The sequence below is a fragment of the Pararhodobacter oceanensis genome (genome assembly GCF_003076755.1).
In the GTDB taxonomy this organism is placed as follows: domain Bacteria; phylum Pseudomonadota; class Alphaproteobacteria; order Rhodobacterales; family Rhodobacteraceae; genus Pararhodobacter; species Pararhodobacter oceanensis.
Genome location: NZ_QDKM01000007.1, coordinates 62632 through 79468, shown reverse-complemented (window position 1 = coordinate 79468; position 16837 = coordinate 62632). Strand labels below are relative to the sequence as shown.

Genomic DNA, 16837 nt, shown 5'->3' with positions numbered 1-16837 from the left:
CTCACAAACCCCGCACGGTTTTTTTATTGAGTGGGCAAAGCTGCGGGTGTTAGCGTGAGGAATCGTATTTTCTTACGGAGGAGTCCTATGCATTTATTTCGGACAAGTATTTCTGCCTCGATCTTCGCGATTGTCATCAGCGCGCCCGCCATGGCGCAGGTCAATTTAGGAGGGATGATCAGCGGCACGGATGTGGACCGCATTCAAGAGTTGGCCAGCGCTTATGGCCCGGTCGAGCGGCGCAGCGATGAAGACGGGGTCTGGGTGCGCGGCGAGATGGACGGCACGATCTATACGATCTCGTTTCTCAATTGTGACGACAATAACCAGAATTGCTCATCGGTGCAGTTCCGCGCCTGGTGGGAGTCAAATGGCAGCCATACGGTCGCGGCGATGAACCAGTGGAACCGCGACCGGCGGTTTTCGGCGGCCTATCTTGACAGTCGCGGCAATGCGACGATCGAGTTTGACGTGAACCTTGCCGGCAGTGTCACGGCGGTCAATTTCGACGACACCATCCAATGGTGGGAAGCGGTGCTCGAGCAGTTCAAAGAGATGGTGATTGATCCGGGCTTTAACGGCGAGGAGTATACCGGCACGCCCTCGACACCTTCAGCGCCCGCGACGCCGGCCCTTCCGGGCAAGTAACCGGCAGTTATTGCGCTGCAGCGGAGGCGGGCGCGGTTGCGTTCAGCTTTGGCATTGGGGCAGGGCGCGGGTGAATTCCGCGACCTCACGGCGTTTGGCGGGGTCGCGCATTGGCGGCCAGTCGGCGGCAATCCCGCCGCGACCCTGCGCCGTCACCCCGTCACGCAGCACCGCCGCGGTGGCGATCCGCACCGCGCAGGCGAGATTGGCGGCGCCATTATAGAGCCCGCCTTCGGGCAGATCGCAGCCGTGATAGCGCGCGGTGGCTGGCGAGATTTGCAGCAATCCACGGTAACGCCCGCCGCCGCCTGAGGCGCGCGGGTTCCAGGTGCTTTCAAACCGTGCGAGGCCGGAGAAAAACGCCACATAAAACGCGGCGCGCTCGGCCGGAGTGGCCTCGTCATAGCCCGGGCACCACGTATCGGTGTCCTCGGGCACCAGTGCCAGCATCGGTGCGCCATCGGTCATCAGCGCCTGCATCATTGCCGTGTTCCAGCGGTTGGCCTCGGGGCGGTGGTCCCAGCGCGTGGCGACCTCAATCGGCGCTTCTTGTGCATGTGGCGCATCAAGGCAGGCGGTCAGGGCCAGCACCGATATCGCGGCAAAGGCAAGCTTGATGCGGGCGGTGACGCGGCGGCGGGTCGGGCTGGAAACGGGGCGATACAACATGGCGCTCTAATGCGCGGCGGGCTGGGGTTCGACAACTCACGGCGTCGTGAACGCGCGGAAACCTGCCATCGGGGGCGCGGCGGTGCTGTATTGACGCCCAAAAGGCGCGAGAACAGCGGCCATAGGCTCTTCCCTCTGCGGGCAAGGCGTTCTAGAACCGGCGGCAGAATTGATGAGGACCAAACCATGCTCGATCTCAGCTTTGAAGCCCCCAAGCCCAAGGTGATTGCCGGTGCCACCGGCGATTGGGAGTTGGTTATTGGTATGGAAATCCATGCGCAGGTGGCCTCGGAGGCGAAACTGTTCTCGGGTGCATCGACCAAATTCGGCGCCGAGCCGAACGCGAATGTGTCGTTCATTGATGCGGCGATGCCGGGGATGCTGCCGGTGGTCAATGAGTATTGCATCGAGCAAGCGGTGCGCACGGGCTTGGGCCTGAAGGCGCAAATCAACCTGCGTTCGGCCTTTGACCGCAAGAACTATTTCTATCCCGATCTGCCGCAGGGCTACCAGATTTCGCAACTTTATCATCCGCTGGTTGGCGAGGGCGAAGTTCTGGTGGAACTGTCCGAGGGTGTCGCGCGTCTGGTGCGCATCGAGCGTATCCATGTCGAGCAGGACGCGGGCAAATCGATCCATGATATGGACCCGAATATGTCCTTTGTGGACCTCAACCGCACCGGCGTCGCCTTGATGGAGATCGTCAGCCGCCCCGACATCCGCGGCCCCGAGGAAGCGGCGGCCTTCGTGGTCAAGCTGCGCCAGATCCTGCGCTATCTGGGCACCTGTGACGGCAATATGCAAAACGGCAATCTGCGCGCGGATGTCAACGTTTCGGTCTGTCGTCCCGGCCAGTATGAGAAATATCAGGCGACGCAGGATTTCGGCCATCTGGGCACCCGTTGCGAGATCAAGAATATGAACTCGATGCGGTTTATCCAGCAGGCGATTGACTATGAGGCGCGCCGCCAGATCGCGATCCTTGAAGATGGCGGCAAGGTCGATCAGGAGACCCGTCTCTATGATGCCGACAAGGGCGAAACCCGCTCGATGCGATCGAAAGAAGAGGCGCATGACTACCGCTATTTCCCCTGTCCCGACCTGCTGCCCTTGGAGATCGAGCAGGGCTGGGTGGATGATATCGCCGCTGCAATGCCGGAACTGCCCGACGCTAAGAAGGCGCGCTTCATGGCGGATTTCGGCCTGACTGATTATGATGCTTCGGTGCTGACCGCTGACCTTGATTTGGCGCGCTATTTCGAGGAATCGGTGGGCGGTGGCGAAGGTAAGCGCACCGCGAACTGGATCATCAACGAGGTTCTGGGCCGTGCCAATAAAGCCGAAGTCTCGCCGCGCGAGATTGCCGCTCCGGCGGTGAATACGGCGATCATGGCGATGGTTTCGGCGCAGGAAATCTCGTCGAAAGGCGCCAAGGATGTGCTGGAAATCCACATCGAGACACGCCGCGATCCGGTCGAGATTGTCGAAACCGAAGGCATGAAACAGGTCACCGATACTGGCGCGATTGAAAGTGCCGTTGACGAGATCATCGCGGCCAACCCTGCGCAGGTCGAAAAGGCCAAGCAGAACCCGAAGCTGGCTGGCTGGTTCGTTGGGCAGGTGATGAAAGCCACCGGCGGCAAGGCCAATCCGGCGGCGGTCAACGCGGTGGTCAAAGCCAAGCTGGGAGTCTAACCTCCTACCGGATCAAGGTTTATCCGGTAGAGGGGGCGCGCCGTGGCGGGACAGCCTACGATACTGCTGCATCTGGGAACGCATAAGACCGGCACCACCTCGCTGCAGCATAATTTCGCGCGCCACCGCAAGGTGTTGCGCGAAGAGGGGGTGCGGTTTTTTGGGCCGGGGCGGGCCTATCCGTATCTCTATTCGGCGTTTCTGGACGATCCGATGGTTGATGCCTGGAACCGGCTGTCAGGGCTGGATGCCGCGCAGATCAAATCCCGCGACCGCACCGCGCTGGCGGAATTGCAGCAGCGGCTGACGCGCAAACGCTTCCCTTGGATGATCCTGTCGAATGAATATCTGGCGCTGCTACCGGCCGAGGCGCTGGCGGCGCTGCGCGATTGGCTGGCGCCCCATGGGCGGGTGGTGGCGGTCTATGGCTACCGCGAATTGCGCGATTGGATGTCCTCGGACACCCAGCAAATGGCGAAATCCGGCCTTGGCACGCGGCGCACGACATTTGACATCGGCCTGCAGCGGATTGCCGGTTTTCCGGCCAAGATCGTTCAGGTTTTCGGTGTCGAGAACACCCGTTTTCTGCGCTTTGAGGATGCGAAGAAAATCGGTGTCTGCAACCATTTCCTACAAAGTTTTGGCCTGAAGGATTTCACCGCGCTGGGGCTGGAGGAAAGCCGCCAGAATGTCTCGATCTCGGGTCCGGCGGTTGAGGCGCTTCTGGCCTATAACCGCGCGCATCCCTTGGGCTCGGGGCGGCGCGATGCGGCGGACGTGGCGCGGCTCAAGGCACTGCCGGGCCCGCGATTTGACATCGGCGCATTCTCTGCGGGCGAGATCGCACGCTACGCCGAGGCTTACCCGCTCGCCCGCAGGTTGGGGCTGCGGATTGCCGCGCCCGACGAGATGGAACGCCAACCGCGTCTGGCCGGTGTGCGTGATCGTTTGGCGCGTGGCTTGCACCGCTAGTGTCGCGGGCAGGGGGTGCGTGACCCCGCGCGGCTGTGACGATATAGTAACACTCAAGGCCAGCGTGACCGCCGTGGCGGTTAAATCCGCCGCATTGCCTTGAGGCCGCGCGGCTTGGTGAGATAAACCCTAGGCACTCCTGACTTTGCCGCCGGTCCCATGGTCTGTAGAGTCGCCCCATCTAATGAAATCGAGTGAGCCCATGCGCCGAATTGCCCTTGCGTCCCTGATCGCCACATCGCTTGCCGCGCCGAGTTATGCGCAATCGGGACGGTTGACGCTGGGCATCGGGCGCACCGAGACCCCTTCGACCGTCTTTGTGATGAACTGGCATTCGGCGCCGCGCCCTGCCGGTTGGAGCTATGCGGCGGGGCTGCATGCGACGTCTTTGGGCTCGGCCTGGATCGGTGTCGGCGCGTCCTATTCGCTGCCCTTGGGCAATAGCCCCTACTTCCTGCGCGGCACCTTCATGCCGGGTCTTTACACGCGCGGGTCGGATATGGATCTGGGCGGTCCGCTGCAGTTCACCACCTCGGTCGAGTTTGGCACCACCCTGCGCAATGACGCCGAAGTGTCGCTGCTGTTGTTGCACCGCTCGAATGGCGGGATTTACCGGAACAATCCGGGGGTGAATGCATTGAGCGTGAACTACACGATTCCGCTCAACTGAGCCGGCTTCCTGCCTGCGCCTGCTGCCGGTTGATACCGCGCCACATCTGTGTTGCACTCAAGACCTTGGGGAAAGAATTTCTTTTACCCATAGATACGGGTGTTATATGTAGGGGCGAGAGAGCGCGACAGGGCGCAAGATAAGGTGGGCATCGATGTCGCAGAAATTGGTCTGGACCCTTGGCGGGGCCACTGCTGTGGCCGGTGCGGCAGTCGTTGCGGTGATCGCCAGCGGGCTGTTTCGCGAGACAGCGGTGGTGCCGACAGGTGATCCGGTCGCCGCGCAGGGGGAGGCCGTGGCGCCGACGACCCCGCCGGAGTCGGTAGCTGCGGGGGCATCGCCTGACGCTACCGCTCCCCAGCAGACGGCTCCAGAGCAAACCGCTGATATGGCCTCCCCAACTGGTGATCCTGCCGGGGTCGCCGCTGTCGATCCTACTGCCGCATCCGAGACCACCAGCTCAGAAACCTCCAGCCCTGAAGCGGCTCAAGCCTCCGCCCCGCCGACATTCGACGTGGTGCGCGTGGCGCGTGATGGCGGGGCGTTGGTGGCCGGAGAGGCCGCACCCGGTGCCGCGATCATCCTGCGCGTTGATGGCGCTATGGTGGCGGAGACTGCGGCAGACGGCTCGGGCCAATTCGTCGCGCTCTTCGGGCTTGGCGCGTCGGAAGCGGCGCAAGTGATGACCTTGGAAATGCAGGACGCGGGCGGGGTGGTGATCGCCTCCGAGGACAGCGTGATCCTGACTCCGCGGCCCTCAACGGTGGCGCTCGCCGAGGTCGAGGCGGAAACGGCGCCGGAGACCCAACCCGAGGCAACTCCTTCGGTTGACGAGACCCCGAGTGCCTTGGCCGCGCTGGCGCCCGAGACCACCACGCCTCCGCCAGCCCCGGCAGCTCCTGCCGAAGTTTTGGCAGAAAGCACCGCAGTCTCGTCAGCAGCTGACGTGATGGCGTCGAGCGAAATGCCTGTGGCGGTCGAAACGGCTTCGGTGCCAAATGCGGGTGAATCGCTGGCAGAGAGCACCATTGCTGCGGGTGAGCAGCCGGAAACCGCCGCAGTGCCGAGAGTGGATATTTCGCCCGCGCAGCCAGTAGAGAGCGCCGCGCCAGAGGCTTTGGCGCTGGGTCAAACGCTGGATGCGCGCCTGCAAGCCGAGACCGCCGCCACGCTGGACGGCGAGGCTGTGGTCGCGCTGGCCGAGCCGGTTGATGCGGGCGGTGCGGCTTCCAGCGAGGCACCGCAGGATACCACCCCACCGACAGGTGCGCAGATCGCGAGCGATACCGCCACCGCATTGGCCGATGCTGCGCCCGCCGAAAATGAAACAACGAGCACCGAAGCTACCACGGGCATCGCCGCCGGTGACAGCGCGCGTCTGCCCGATGATCTGCCGACCGCATTCTTGCTGCGTGGCAGTGGCGAGGTGGAGGTTTTGGACCGCGCTCCGCAGGTTCAGGACAATGTAGTGATCGACTCGATCAGCTATTCAAGCCTCGGCGAGGTGCAGATTGCCGGACGCGCGGCGCAGTCGCGACCGGATTCGACCCTGCGTATCTATCTGAATAACCAGCCGATTGCCGTGGCACGGGCGGAACACGGCGATTGGGCCTCGGACCTGCCGCATGTCGATCCCGGGGTCTATACGCTGCGCGTTGATCAGGTGGATGAGACGGGGCAGGTGGTGTCGCGGTTCGAGACCCCGTTCCAGCGCGAGGCCCCTGAATTGGTGGCCGCGGCGCAGGCAGCGGCAGGTGCAACTGCGGGCGAGGGGGCCAGCGAAACACCGATTACCGCAACGCCTGTAGCCCCGGAGATCAGCGCCGCGGATGTATCAGCGCCTGAGGCTGCAACTCCTGCCGACACCTCAACCGAGACCGCTGCTGATGCCGCGGCCAGCAGTGCCGACGCGCTGGCTACAGTAGAGCCCGCAGCCAGCCCCGAGCCACCCGCCCGCGCCCCCGCCAATGACAGCGCCAGCGCGCCAGCTTTGGCCTCGAACGCCTCCGCGCCCACACCCGCACCCGCACCCGCACCACCGGTGTCGCTGATCACCGTGCAGCCGGGCCATACGCTCTGGCATATTTCCCGCGAGCGCTACGGCGCGGGCGAGCGCTATGTGGTGATCTACCGCGCCAATCGCAGCCAGATCCGCGATCCCGATCTGATCTATCCGGGGCAGATTTTCTCATTGCCCGACGAATAATCCGGCGAATAGGCTTGCCAAATAGCACGCTGCATCCGCACTGATGCTGTGCGGCACTGGCATTCGACGGCGCGGGGCATTACCTGAGGACGAACCCTGAACAGGAACGTCCCAGATGAGAAACAGACCCAGCGCAAGTGCTTTGCCAGGTGACAATGATGCGGGCGAGCCCTCGGCCTCGGGCTGGGCGACGCTGCGCCGCGTGGCGCCCTATCTCTGGCCCGAGGGTGAGAGTGGCGTCAAAATCCGCGTCGTCGTGTCGATGCTCTTTCTGTTGATGTCCAAGATGGTCGCGGTGGGCACGCCGCTGCTATACAAGGGCGCGGTCGATGCGCTGACCCCTTCGGACCCCGGCGCGGGCTGGTTGATTGGCGTCGGCGCGGTCGGGCTGACCGTGGCCTACGGCATGGCGCGGCTGATGACCAATGGCTTTCAGCAATTGCGCGACGCGGTGTTTGCCGTGGTCGGACAGCGCGCCTTGCGCAAACTGGCGCTGGAAACCTTTGTCCATATGCACCGCCTCAGCCTGTCCTATCATCTGACCCGCAAGACCGGTGGTCTCAGCCGGATCATCGAGCGCGGCATCAAGGGCGTCGATTTCCTGCTGCGTTTCATGCTGTTTTCAATCGGGCCGCTGATCCTCGAGCTTGTGCTGATCGCTGGCGTGATACTGGTGATGTTTGACGTCTGGTATGTGGCGGTGATTGCGGGGACGATTGCGCTTTATGTCTGGTTCACCTTCACCGTCACCGAATGGCGGGTGAAGATCCGCCGCGAGATGAACGAGCAGGACAATGACGCCAATCAAAAGGCGATCGACAGCCTGTTGAACTTTGAAACCGTTAAGTATTTCAGCGCCGATGATCGCGAGGCCATGCGCTATGACCGTGCGATGGAAGGGTATGAGAGCGCCGCGCTCAAGACCGCCTATTCGCTGGCGGCGCTCAATTTCGGGCAGTCGGCGCTGATCACCTCGGGCTTGGTGATCGTCATGGCGCTGGCCGCAGTGGGGGTCCAGAACGGCGATCTGACGGTGGGCGATTTCGTCTTGGTCAACGCCTATATGGTGCAGATCACCATGCCGTTGAACTTTCTGGGCACGGTTTACCGCGAGATCCGGCAGGCGCTGGTCGATATGGGGCAGATGTTCGGACTGCTGGGGCAGGTGCCGGATGTGGTCGAGCGCGCCGGTGCCAAACCTCTGGAACTGGCAGGCGGGACCGTGCGGCTGGAGGATGTGACGTTTTCCTATAACGTGGCGCGGCCGATCCTCAAGAACGTCTCGCTGGAGGTGAGCGCGGGGCAGAAGGTGGCGCTGGTCGGTCCCTCTGGCTCGGGCAAATCGACCATCGGGCGGCTGTTGTTCCGGTTTTACGATGTCGACAGCGGTGCGCTGACCATCGACGGGCAAGACGTGCGCGATCTGACGCTGAAAAGCCTGCAATCGGCGATTGGCGTGGTGCCGCAGGACACGGTGCTGTTCAACGATACGGTCTATTACAACATCGCCTACGGCAAGGATAACGCCACCCGCGAAGAAGTCGAAGCCGCCGCCCGCGCCGCGCGCATCCATGATTTCATCGTCGGATTGCCCGAGGGCTATGACACGCAAGTGGGCGAGCGCGGGCTGAAATTGTCGGGCGGTGAGAAGCAGCGCGTGGGCATCGCGCGCACCTTGCTGAAAAATCCGGCGATTTTGCTACTGGATGAGGCGACCAGCGCTTTGGACACCCAGACCGAGCAGGATATTCAGGACTCGCTGGCCGCGATGGGGCAGGGGCGCACGGTGATCACTATTGCGCACCGGCTCTCGACGGTGGTGGATGCGGATCGGATTGTGGTGCTGGAAGACGGAGAGATCGTCGAAGAGGGCCGCCATGAGTTGCTGCTGGCGCAGGGTGGCCGTTATGCGCGGATGTGGCAGCGCCAAGCGCATGAGCAGGATGACGCGACGGCGGCACAGTGAGGCACAGTCGGGGTGATGATGGCGCGCCCGTGAACCGAGCGCGCCATGCGGGATCAGTCGCGTCCGCGGGCTTCGAAACGGGGCAGCATGGCCGAGAAGTCCTTGCCCAATCCGCCTTCGGCTTCGACGAAGGCCTCATAGAGTTTCGCCGCCATCTGGCCCATTGGCGTATCGGCATCGGCGCTCTCGGCGGCTTGCTGGCTGAGCCGCAGGTCCTTGAGCATCAATTCCGCCGCGAAACCGGGCTTATAGCCGTTGTCCGAGGGCGATTGCGGCCCGACACCGGGGGCCGGGCAATAAGCATTCATCGACCAGCTATAGCCCGATGAGGTGCTGACCACATCGAACATCTTCTGCCGGTCGAGGCCGAGCTTATCGGCCAGCGCGAAGGCCTCGCAGGTGGCGATCATGGTGACGCCGAGGATCATATTGTTGCAGATCTTCGCCGATTGACCGGCCCCCGCCGCGCCGCAATGCACGGCTTTCTGGCCCATGATCTCGAAGAGCGGGGCCACCGTCGCGAAGGCCGCATCACCGCCGCCGACCATGAAGGTCAGCGTGCCATTGGTGGCGCCGACGGTGCCGCCCGAGACCGGCGCATCCAGCGAGCCCAGACCCGCCGCTTCGGCCTGCGCGGCCACGGCTTTGGCGCTGTCGACATCCACCGTCGAGCAGTCACAGAGCACCGCGCCCGCAGCCATCGCGGGGATCACCTGATCGGCAACCGCGCGCAGGATTTTGCCGTTCGGCAGCATGGTGATCACCACATCGGCTCCGCTGGCGGCTTCGGCGGCGCTTTGGGCCATGGACAGCCCCTCGGGCTTGGCGACAGTGTCGAACCCCACGACCTCATGGCCCGCGTTTTTCAGGTTCACGGCCATGGGCGCGCCCATATTGCCCAATCCGATAAATGCAATTTTCATCTTGTTTTCCTTTTCCAAAGGGCAGGAGGTCGTTTGTTTTAGAGGTCGTCGGCACCCAAAGGCGCCAGCATCGCGGCGACGTCAGAGTCCGAGACTGCGTCCGGTGCGGGGTGTTGCCACTGCGGGTTGCGGTCCTTGTCGATGATCTGCGCGCGCACGCCTTCGAGAAAATCGCCCTTGTCCATCGAGCGCCATGTCCAGCGGAACTCTTGCCGCAGGGCTTCGGCCAGCGAGGCGGGGGCAGGGCGCAGCATCGCCAGCGTGCTGGCCATCGACAGCGGCGAATTGCGCCGGATCGCCTTGAGCGCGGCGGCGGCAAGGGGCGTGTCTTCGGCCTCAAGCGCGGTGATGATCTCGGGCAGGCTGGCGCCGGAAAACAGGCGGTTGATCTGGTCGATTTGCGCGGAGAGCGGTGCCTCGGGGGTGGAATGCGCGGGCAAGGACGTGACATCGCCGCTCTCGATCAAGCGCTGCTTGACGCCCTCCCATTCGGCCTCAGGGATGAAATGATCGGCAAATCCCACGGCAATCGCGTCGCCCGCGCCCATGCGCGCGGCGGTGAGTGCCAGATAGACCCCGAGGTGACCGGGCGCCTGACCGAGCAGCCAAGTGCCGCCGACATCGGGGATCAACCCGATGCCGCATTCGGGCATCGCCATCTGCGTGCTCTCGCCGACAATCCGGTGGCGGACATGGCAGCCATAGCCAACCCCGCCGCCCATTACAAAGCCCTGCATAAAGCTGACGATCGATTTGGGGTATTCGGCCAGCAGCGCGTTCATCCGGTATTCGTCACGCCAGAATTCGCGGCCCATTGCGAAATCGCCGTTGCGCCCTGCGGCGGCGACCTGCGCGATATCGCCGCCCGAGCAAAACGCCCGCTCGCCCGTCGCGTCAATGATCACCAGATCAACCGCCGGGTCGTCGCGCCATGCGATGAGCGCGGCCTCGGTTTGCAGGCATTGGTCATGGGTCAGCGCGTTGAGCGCCTTGGGCCGGTTGAGGGTCAGGCGGCCTGCGCGGCCCTCGGTGCGGATGATAAGATCGGTCATGTGGGTTGGGTCCGGTGTTTCATATGAAGTCGTAACAGTTAAGTCTGGTCGCCCGGCGGCACCGCCGGGCAGCGCCGACCCGCCCCCACGGGGCGGCGCTTCGCTTTGCCCCGCAGGTCGGCGCTGCCCTAGTTCATCCCCGCTCGGCCAGCAATTGCCGCGCGGTGATCATGCGCATGATCTCATTGGTGCCCTCAAGGATCTGATGCACCCGCAGATCGCGCACGATCTTCTCGATACCGTAATCGCTCAGATAGCCATAGCCGCCGTGCAATTGCAGGCATTGATCGGCCACGCGCGAGCCGGTCTCGGTGACAAAACATTTCGCCATCGCGCAGAACTTCGTCGCATCGGGGGCTTTGGTGTCGAGTTTCCATGCCGCTTGGCGCAAGAAGGTGCGCGCGGCTTGCAGTTCGATCTCCATATCCGCGAGGCGGAATTGCAGCGCCTGAAACTGGTCGATGCTTTTGCCGAAGGCCTTGCGCTCGCCCATATAGGTCAGGGTCTGGGTCAACGCCGCCTGCGCGCCGCCGAGGGAACAGGCCGAGATGTTCAGCCGCCCGCCATCGAGCCCCGCCATGGCGTATTTGAACCCGTCGCCTTCACTGCCAACAAGGTTCTCGGCGGGCACCGCGCAATCATCGAATTGCACCTGCCGCGTGGGTTGCGAGCGCCAGCCCATCTTGGCCTCGAGCCCGCCGTAGGACAGGCCCGGCGCGCCGTCTTCGACCACCACGGTCGAGATCCCGCGCGCGCCCTCGTCGCCAGTGCGGCACATTACGACATAGGCATCGGAATAGCCGCCGCCCGAGATAAACGCCTTGGTGCCATTGAGGGTATAGCCGTCATTCGTCCGCGTTGCGCGGGTTTTGAGCGCCGCCGCGTCACTGCCGGCACCGGGTTCGGTCAGGCAGTAGGATAGCAGTTTTTCCATGGTGATTGCAGGGGCGAGGATGCGGGCTTTGATGTCATCCGAGCCGAATTTATCCAGCATTGCCGCGCACATATTATGGATCGAAAGGAACGCCGCGACCGAGGGGCAGGCCATGCTGAGCGCTTCAAACACCAGCGTGGCGTCCAGCCGCGTCAGGCCGGTGCCGCCGGACTCTTCGGAGACATAAAGCCCGCCGAGGCCGAGTTCGGCGAGCTGTGTCCAGATCTCGCGCGGGATGGTGCCCGCAGCCTCCCACTCTTGGGCGTAAGGGGCGATATGCTCTTGCCCGAAGGCATAGGCCATGTCGAAAATGGCACTCTGTTCCTCGGTGAGGGCGAAATCCATGGCACAACCTCCTGCAAGCGCGAATTGAACAGATGTTTAATTCACCATTCTTGCCAGAATGTTGCAGGCGCGCGGGGGGAGTGCAAGAATATTGCAGCCGCCGCACGCAGCGTTTTCGCGGATCACAGGCGCCGAATGGCGCCGTCAGGTCACCGTGACGGTGCCGCGCATCGCGGGGTGAAAGCGGCAGCGATAGGCAAAGGTGCCGGGGGTGTTGAAGGTCAGCGACTCGCTGTCGCCGCTGTTCAACGTGCCGGTGTCGAGCCCCGCCGATTGCGCCGTCGCGGTATGGGGTGCGGCGTCGTTATTGGTGAATGTCACCGTGTCGCCGGCGGCGATGCTCAGGCTGGCGGGGGAGAAGGCAAACCCTTCGATAGAGACCTCATGGGTCGTGGTGGCGTTGGCCGATGTGGCAAGGCCCGCCGAGAAGGGCGCGATACTGGCGGCGAGAAGGAACTGGCGTCTGGATAGGGGCATGTTGCATGTCTCCGGTGACGGTCTGTCGGGCAAAGATGGGAAGCGGCGGAGGCTGCGGCAAGAGGCAAGGGCGGGTGTCACATAAAGATGATGGCGGGGATGGGCATGCTGGGCATACCAATTGCAACCGTCCCGCCCGTGGGAACCACGGACCGCGCCCGACCCTCCCCCCGGGAGGGCGCCTTGGCGAAGTGGTGTATGGCTCAGGCGGCATGCGTGCTTTGGAGCGCGGCGCAAAATGGAAAGGGTGCGGGCGCCATCCCTGGGTCGGGCGCAGCCCTTAGCGCCTTTAGCGGACCATTTCAGATCCGTCCCGCGCGTGGGAACCACGGGCCGCGCCCGACCCTCCCCATGGGAGGGCGCCTTGGCGATGTCAATCAACGCTCGACCGGCATGAGAGCTTTGGAACGCGGCGCGTTGTGGGAATGTGGTTGCTCCCACCCAGGGTCGGGCGCGGCCCTTTGTGCTTTGGGGCACAGCAGGAGTTCTCTTCACAAGCAAACGCCGCGCCCCAAAGGGAGCGCGGCGCAGATATCTTCCATTGTCCAAAGCCGCAGGGCTAAAGCAATCAATCCATCGCTTTGAAGTTGAACTCGCCGCCGGTGCGAATGCCCGAGGGCCAGCGCGAGGTGACGGTTTTGGTCCGCGTGTAAAAGCGGAACCCGTCCGGTCCGTGTTGGTTCAGATCGCCAAAGCCCGACTTTTTCCAGCCGCCAAAGGTGTGATAGGCCAGCGGCACCGGGATCGGCACGTTGATGCCGACCATGCCGATATTGATCCGGCTGGCGAAATCGCGGGCGGTGTCACCGTCGCGGGTGAAGATCGCGGTGCCATTGCCGTATTCATGGTCCATCGCTAGGCCGAGCGCTTCTTCATAGTCATTGGCGCGCACCATCGACAGCACGGGGCCGAAGATTTCGGTCTTATAGATGTCCATATCGGGGGTGACATGGTCGAAGAGATGGGCGCCGACAAAGAACCCGTCTTCATAACCCTGCAGATTGAAACCGCGCCCGTCGACGACCAGTTCGGCACCCTGCGCCACGCCGGTTTCGACCAACCGCAGGATGTTTTCCTTGGCGGCGGAGGTGACCACCGGACCGTAATCGACATCATTGCCCGCAGTATAGGGGCCGACCTTGAGCGCCTCGATTTTCGGCACCAGACGCTCGCGCAGGGCTTCCGCCGTGCCTTCGCCCACCGGCACCGCGACCGAGATCGCCATGCAGCGTTCGCCCGCCGCGCCGAAACCGGCACCGACCAGCGCGTCGGCGGCTTGATCCATATCCGCGTCGGGCATGATGATCATGTGGTTCTTCGCACCACCGAAGCACTGGGCGCGTTTGCCCTGCTCGGCGGCCCGCTCGTAGATATATTGTGCGATCGGGGTCGAGCCGACAAAGCCCACCGCCTGAATGATCTCGCTATCAAGAATGCCGTCGACGCTTTCCTTATCGCCGTTGATCACCTGCAGCACGCCGTCGGGCAGACCCGCCTCTTTGCAGAGTTCGGCGATCATCATCGGCACCGAGGGATCACGCTCGGAGGGTTTGAGGATCATCGCGTTGCCCGAGGCCAGCGCCGGACCCATTTTCCACAGTGGGATCATCGCGGGAAAGTTGAACGGCGTGATACCGGCAACCACACCCAGCGGTTGGCGCATCGAATACATGTCGATACCGGGGCCGGCGCTGTCGGTGAACTCCCCCTTGAGCATTTGCGGCGCGCCGATGCAGTATTCGATCACTTCCAGACCGCGCTGGATGTCACCCTTAGCGTCGGGGAAGGTCTTGCCGTGCTCGCTTGACAGCATCTCGGCCAGTTTGTCCATGTCGCGGTTGAGCAGGCCAACCAGCGCCATCATCACCCGTGCGCGGCGCTGCGGGTTGGTGTTGCCCCAAGCGACCTGTGCCTTGGCGGCCGAGGCAATCGCGGCGTCGAGCTCGGCTTTGGAGGCCAGCGCGACCTTGGCTTGCACTTCGCCGGTGGCGGGGTTGAACACATCCGCCGTGCGCCCCGAGGTGCCCGCGACCACTTTGCCGTCAATCCAATGACCAATCTCTCTCATGCGATCCTCCTGATGCGTTTGAAACTGTGTTGGGCGCACAATAGCCTTGCATAAATCCCCTGAACAGAGGCAGTTTGCCAAAAAGGGTTTTGCATTTTTGCAAAGCATGCGTTTGCCCGTCAGGGGGGAATATGGCCGATTGGGATGATCTGCGAGTGTTTCTGGCGGTGGCGCGGGGCGAGAGCCTCAGTCGCGCCGGAAAGGTGCTGAAGCTCGACGCGGCCACGGTGGGGCGACGGGTGGCGCGGCTGGAGGCGGCGATGGGCGCGCGGTTGTTCACCCGCTCGCCGCAGGGTTACGGGCTGACCGACGAGGGCGGGCGGCTGGTCTCGCATGCGCAGGCGATTGAAAGCGAGATGGCGCGGGCCCATGATGCGCTGACCGGTGCGGGTGAGGGGATCACTGGCCAAGTGCGGATCGGCGCACCGGATGGGGCGGCGAATTACCTGTTGCCACAGGTGGTTGCCGAGATCGTCGCAGAGAATCCCGCGCTCGAGGTGCATATCGTGGCGCTGCCGCGGGTGTTCTCGCTGTCACGGCGTGAGGCGGATATGGTGATTGCGGTGTCGCGCCCCGAGCAGGGCCGCGTGATCGCCCATAAGATCGCCGATTACCGCCTGCATCTGACCGCCGCGCAGAGCTATCTGGACAAGGCGCCGCCCCTGACAACGCTGGATGATCTGCCCGCGCACCGGATCATCGGCTATATTCCGGATATGATTTTCGACCGTGAGTTGGATTATCTTTCGGATCTGGGCATCGACCAGCCGCCGGTCGCATCGAACTCGGTCTCGGTGCAGCTCAACCTGATCCGTCACGGTGCGGGCGTTGGTGTGGTGCATGATTTTGCGCTGCCGGCAGTTGATGGCGTGCGGCGTATTCTCACCGATCAGGTGTCTTTAACCCGTGCGTTTCATCTGGTGCGCCATGCCGATGACCGCAACACGCCGCGGATCGAGCGCTTCGCGGCGGCACTGGTCAGCGGGTTCCGCCGCGAGTTGGCGCGGCTCGAAGCCCTTGCAGAGCGCGCTTGACAGAGCACCGCAATCTGGTGACGCTATGAAAAAACAGGAGAGTCTTATGCTGGTCAGCCAAATCCTCAAAAACAAGGCGCAAGGCGTGTTGACGGTCTCGCCCGACTCGATCGTCAAGGATGCGGTGGATCTGCTCACCAACAAGCGGATCGGCGCGGTGGTGGTCTCGGAAACCGGCAAAGACGTCAAGGGCATCCTGTCTGAACGCGATATCGTCCGCGAATTGTGCCGCGCCGGAGATGTGACGCTGAAAGACCGCGTGGAAAACCTGATGACCCGCGCGGTGACCGGCTGCGCACCCTCGGACACCATTGAATCGGTGCTGGAAACGATGACCAACAAGCGCTTTCGCCATATGCCTGTGGTCGAGAATAACGAGATGGTCGGCTTCATCTCCATCGGAGATGTGGTCGCCGCGCAGCTCAGCGAATTGCGCATGGAGAAAGACGCGCTGACCGGCATGATCATGGGCAATTGAGCCAGATCCGAGAGCCAGCGGCGATAATTTGATAAAAACCCGCCGCGTGTTGAATTGCGCAACACGCGGCTTTTTTGTTTTCTGCACTTGCAAAGCATAGAGCAATATTGTTGCGTGGGTCCGTGAGACCAGACGGCTAGACTATGCTAAGGGACAAAAGATGCGCATTGGGCTATATCCGGGAACTTTTGACCCGCTGACACTTGGGCATATGGACATCATCGAACGCGCCGCGATTCTGGTGGACCGGTTGGTGATTGGCGTGGCGATCAATCGCGACAAGGGGCCGCTGTTCTCGCTCGACCAGCGGGTGGCGATGATCGAGGCCGAATGCGTCAAGCTGAGCGCCAAGACCGGCACCGAGATTATCGCCCATCCGTTCGAGAACCTGCTGGTGCATTGCGCCCATGATGTCGGTGCGCAGGTGATCATCCGCGGGCTGCGGGCGGTGGCGGATTTCGAGTATGAATTCCAGATGGTCGGCATGAACCGCTCGATGGACGAAGAAATCGAGACCGTGTTCCTGATGGCCGACGGGCGGCGGCAGGCGATTGCCTCGAAGCTGGTCAAGGAAATCGCGCGGCTGGGGGGCGATGTGTCGAAATTCGTCAGCCCCGAGATCAATCTGGCGCTGCGCGATAAATTCGGCCCGATGCTGGACCGCAGCAAGAGCTGACTTCAGCAAGATCTGAGCCTTAAT

The 16837-nt window shown here is 63.0% G+C and carries 15 protein-coding genes; 9 read left to right on the top strand and 6 right to left on the bottom strand.

Annotated elements, in window-relative coordinates; genetic code table 11:
- Positions 1-87: 87 nt before the first annotated feature.
- A complete protein-coding gene (locus tag DDE20_RS14570) occupies positions 88-648 on the top strand; it encodes a YbjN domain-containing protein (protein ID WP_116559253.1) in 561 nt (186 codons plus the stop codon).
- 42 nt (positions 649-690) lie between these two features.
- Here the strand turns inward: DDE20_RS14570 and DDE20_RS14565 are convergent, their stop codons facing one another.
- Entirely contained in the window at positions 691-1317 is a 627-nt protein-coding gene (locus tag DDE20_RS14565; RefSeq protein WP_116559252.1) for a lytic transglycosylase, read from the bottom strand.
- Between the two features lie 186 nt (positions 1318-1503).
- On the opposite strand from DDE20_RS14565, the gene gatB reads away from it, so the two are divergent.
- From gatB to DDE20_RS14540, 5 genes are all read left to right on the top strand, one after another.
- Positions 1504-3012 (top strand): Asp-tRNA(Asn)/Glu-tRNA(Gln) amidotransferase subunit GatB, encoded by a 1509-nt coding sequence (gene gatB / locus DDE20_RS14560; protein WP_116559251.1) that lies wholly within the window; start codon positions 1504-1506, stop codon positions 3010-3012.
- 42 nt (positions 3013-3054) lie between these two features.
- Entirely contained in the window at positions 3055-3984 is a 930-nt protein-coding gene (locus tag DDE20_RS14555; RefSeq protein ID WP_116559250.1) for a hypothetical protein, read from the top strand.
- A gap of 202 nt (positions 3985-4186) precedes the next feature.
- The gene (locus DDE20_RS14550) at positions 4187-4654 is read left to right on the top strand and encodes an acyloxyacyl hydrolase (protein ID WP_165814529.1); all 468 of its coding nucleotides are present in this window, start codon (positions 4187-4189) and stop codon (positions 4652-4654) included.
- Between the two features lie 154 nt (positions 4655-4808).
- Positions 4809-6860, top strand: coding sequence for a LysM peptidoglycan-binding domain-containing protein (locus DDE20_RS19255; protein ID WP_116559248.1), 2052 nt, complete (start codon positions 4809-4811; stop codon positions 6858-6860).
- Between the two features lie 115 nt (positions 6861-6975).
- Positions 6976-8826: an ABCB family ABC transporter ATP-binding protein/permease gene (locus DDE20_RS14540; protein WP_116559247.1), complete on the top strand. Its 1851-nt coding sequence runs from the start codon at positions 6976-6978 to the stop codon at positions 8824-8826.
- A 53-nt stretch (positions 8827-8879) separates the two neighbouring features.
- Here the strand turns inward: DDE20_RS14540 and mmsB are convergent, their stop codons facing one another.
- From mmsB to DDE20_RS14515, 5 genes are all read right to left on the bottom strand, one after another.
- Positions 8880-9749: a 3-hydroxyisobutyrate dehydrogenase gene (gene mmsB, locus DDE20_RS14535; RefSeq protein ID WP_116559246.1), complete on the bottom strand. Its 870-nt coding sequence runs from the start codon at positions 9747-9749 to the stop codon at positions 8880-8882.
- Positions 9750-9787: 38 nt separating this feature from the next.
- Complete coding sequence (locus tag DDE20_RS14530; protein ID WP_116559245.1) at positions 9788-10801, bottom strand: enoyl-CoA hydratase/isomerase family protein; 1014 nt, start codon at positions 10799-10801, stop codon at positions 9788-9790.
- Positions 10802-10934: 133 nt separating this feature from the next.
- Positions 10935-12080, bottom strand: a complete 1146-nt coding sequence (locus DDE20_RS14525) for an acyl-CoA dehydrogenase family protein (RefSeq protein WP_116559244.1) — start codon at positions 12078-12080, stop codon at positions 10935-10937.
- Positions 12081-12224: 144 nt separating this feature from the next.
- Complete coding sequence (locus DDE20_RS14520) at positions 12225-12557, bottom strand: cupredoxin domain-containing protein (protein WP_116559243.1); 333 nt, start codon at positions 12555-12557, stop codon at positions 12225-12227.
- Between the two features lie 568 nt (positions 12558-13125).
- Entirely contained in the window at positions 13126-14625 is a 1500-nt protein-coding gene (locus DDE20_RS14515; protein WP_116559242.1) for a CoA-acylating methylmalonate-semialdehyde dehydrogenase, read from the bottom strand.
- Positions 14626-14756: 131 nt separating this feature from the next.
- Here DDE20_RS14515 and DDE20_RS14510 point away from each other — a divergent pair, with 131 nt between their 5' ends.
- The 3 genes from DDE20_RS14510 (at position 14757) to coaD (ending at position 16813) form a co-directional block, all read left to right on the top strand.
- The gene (locus DDE20_RS14510; protein ID WP_116559241.1) at positions 14757-15659 is read left to right on the top strand and encodes a LysR family transcriptional regulator; all 903 of its coding nucleotides are present in this window, start codon (positions 14757-14759) and stop codon (positions 15657-15659) included.
- Between the two features lie 46 nt (positions 15660-15705).
- Positions 15706-16137, top strand: coding sequence for a CBS domain-containing protein (locus DDE20_RS14505; RefSeq protein WP_116559240.1), 432 nt, complete (start codon positions 15706-15708; stop codon positions 16135-16137).
- A gap of 160 nt (positions 16138-16297) precedes the next feature.
- On the top strand, positions 16298-16813 hold the full coding sequence (coaD, locus tag DDE20_RS14500; RefSeq protein ID WP_116559239.1) for a pantetheine-phosphate adenylyltransferase: 516 nt from the start codon (positions 16298-16300) through the stop codon (positions 16811-16813).
- The last annotated feature ends 24 nt before the right edge of the window (positions 16814-16837 follow it).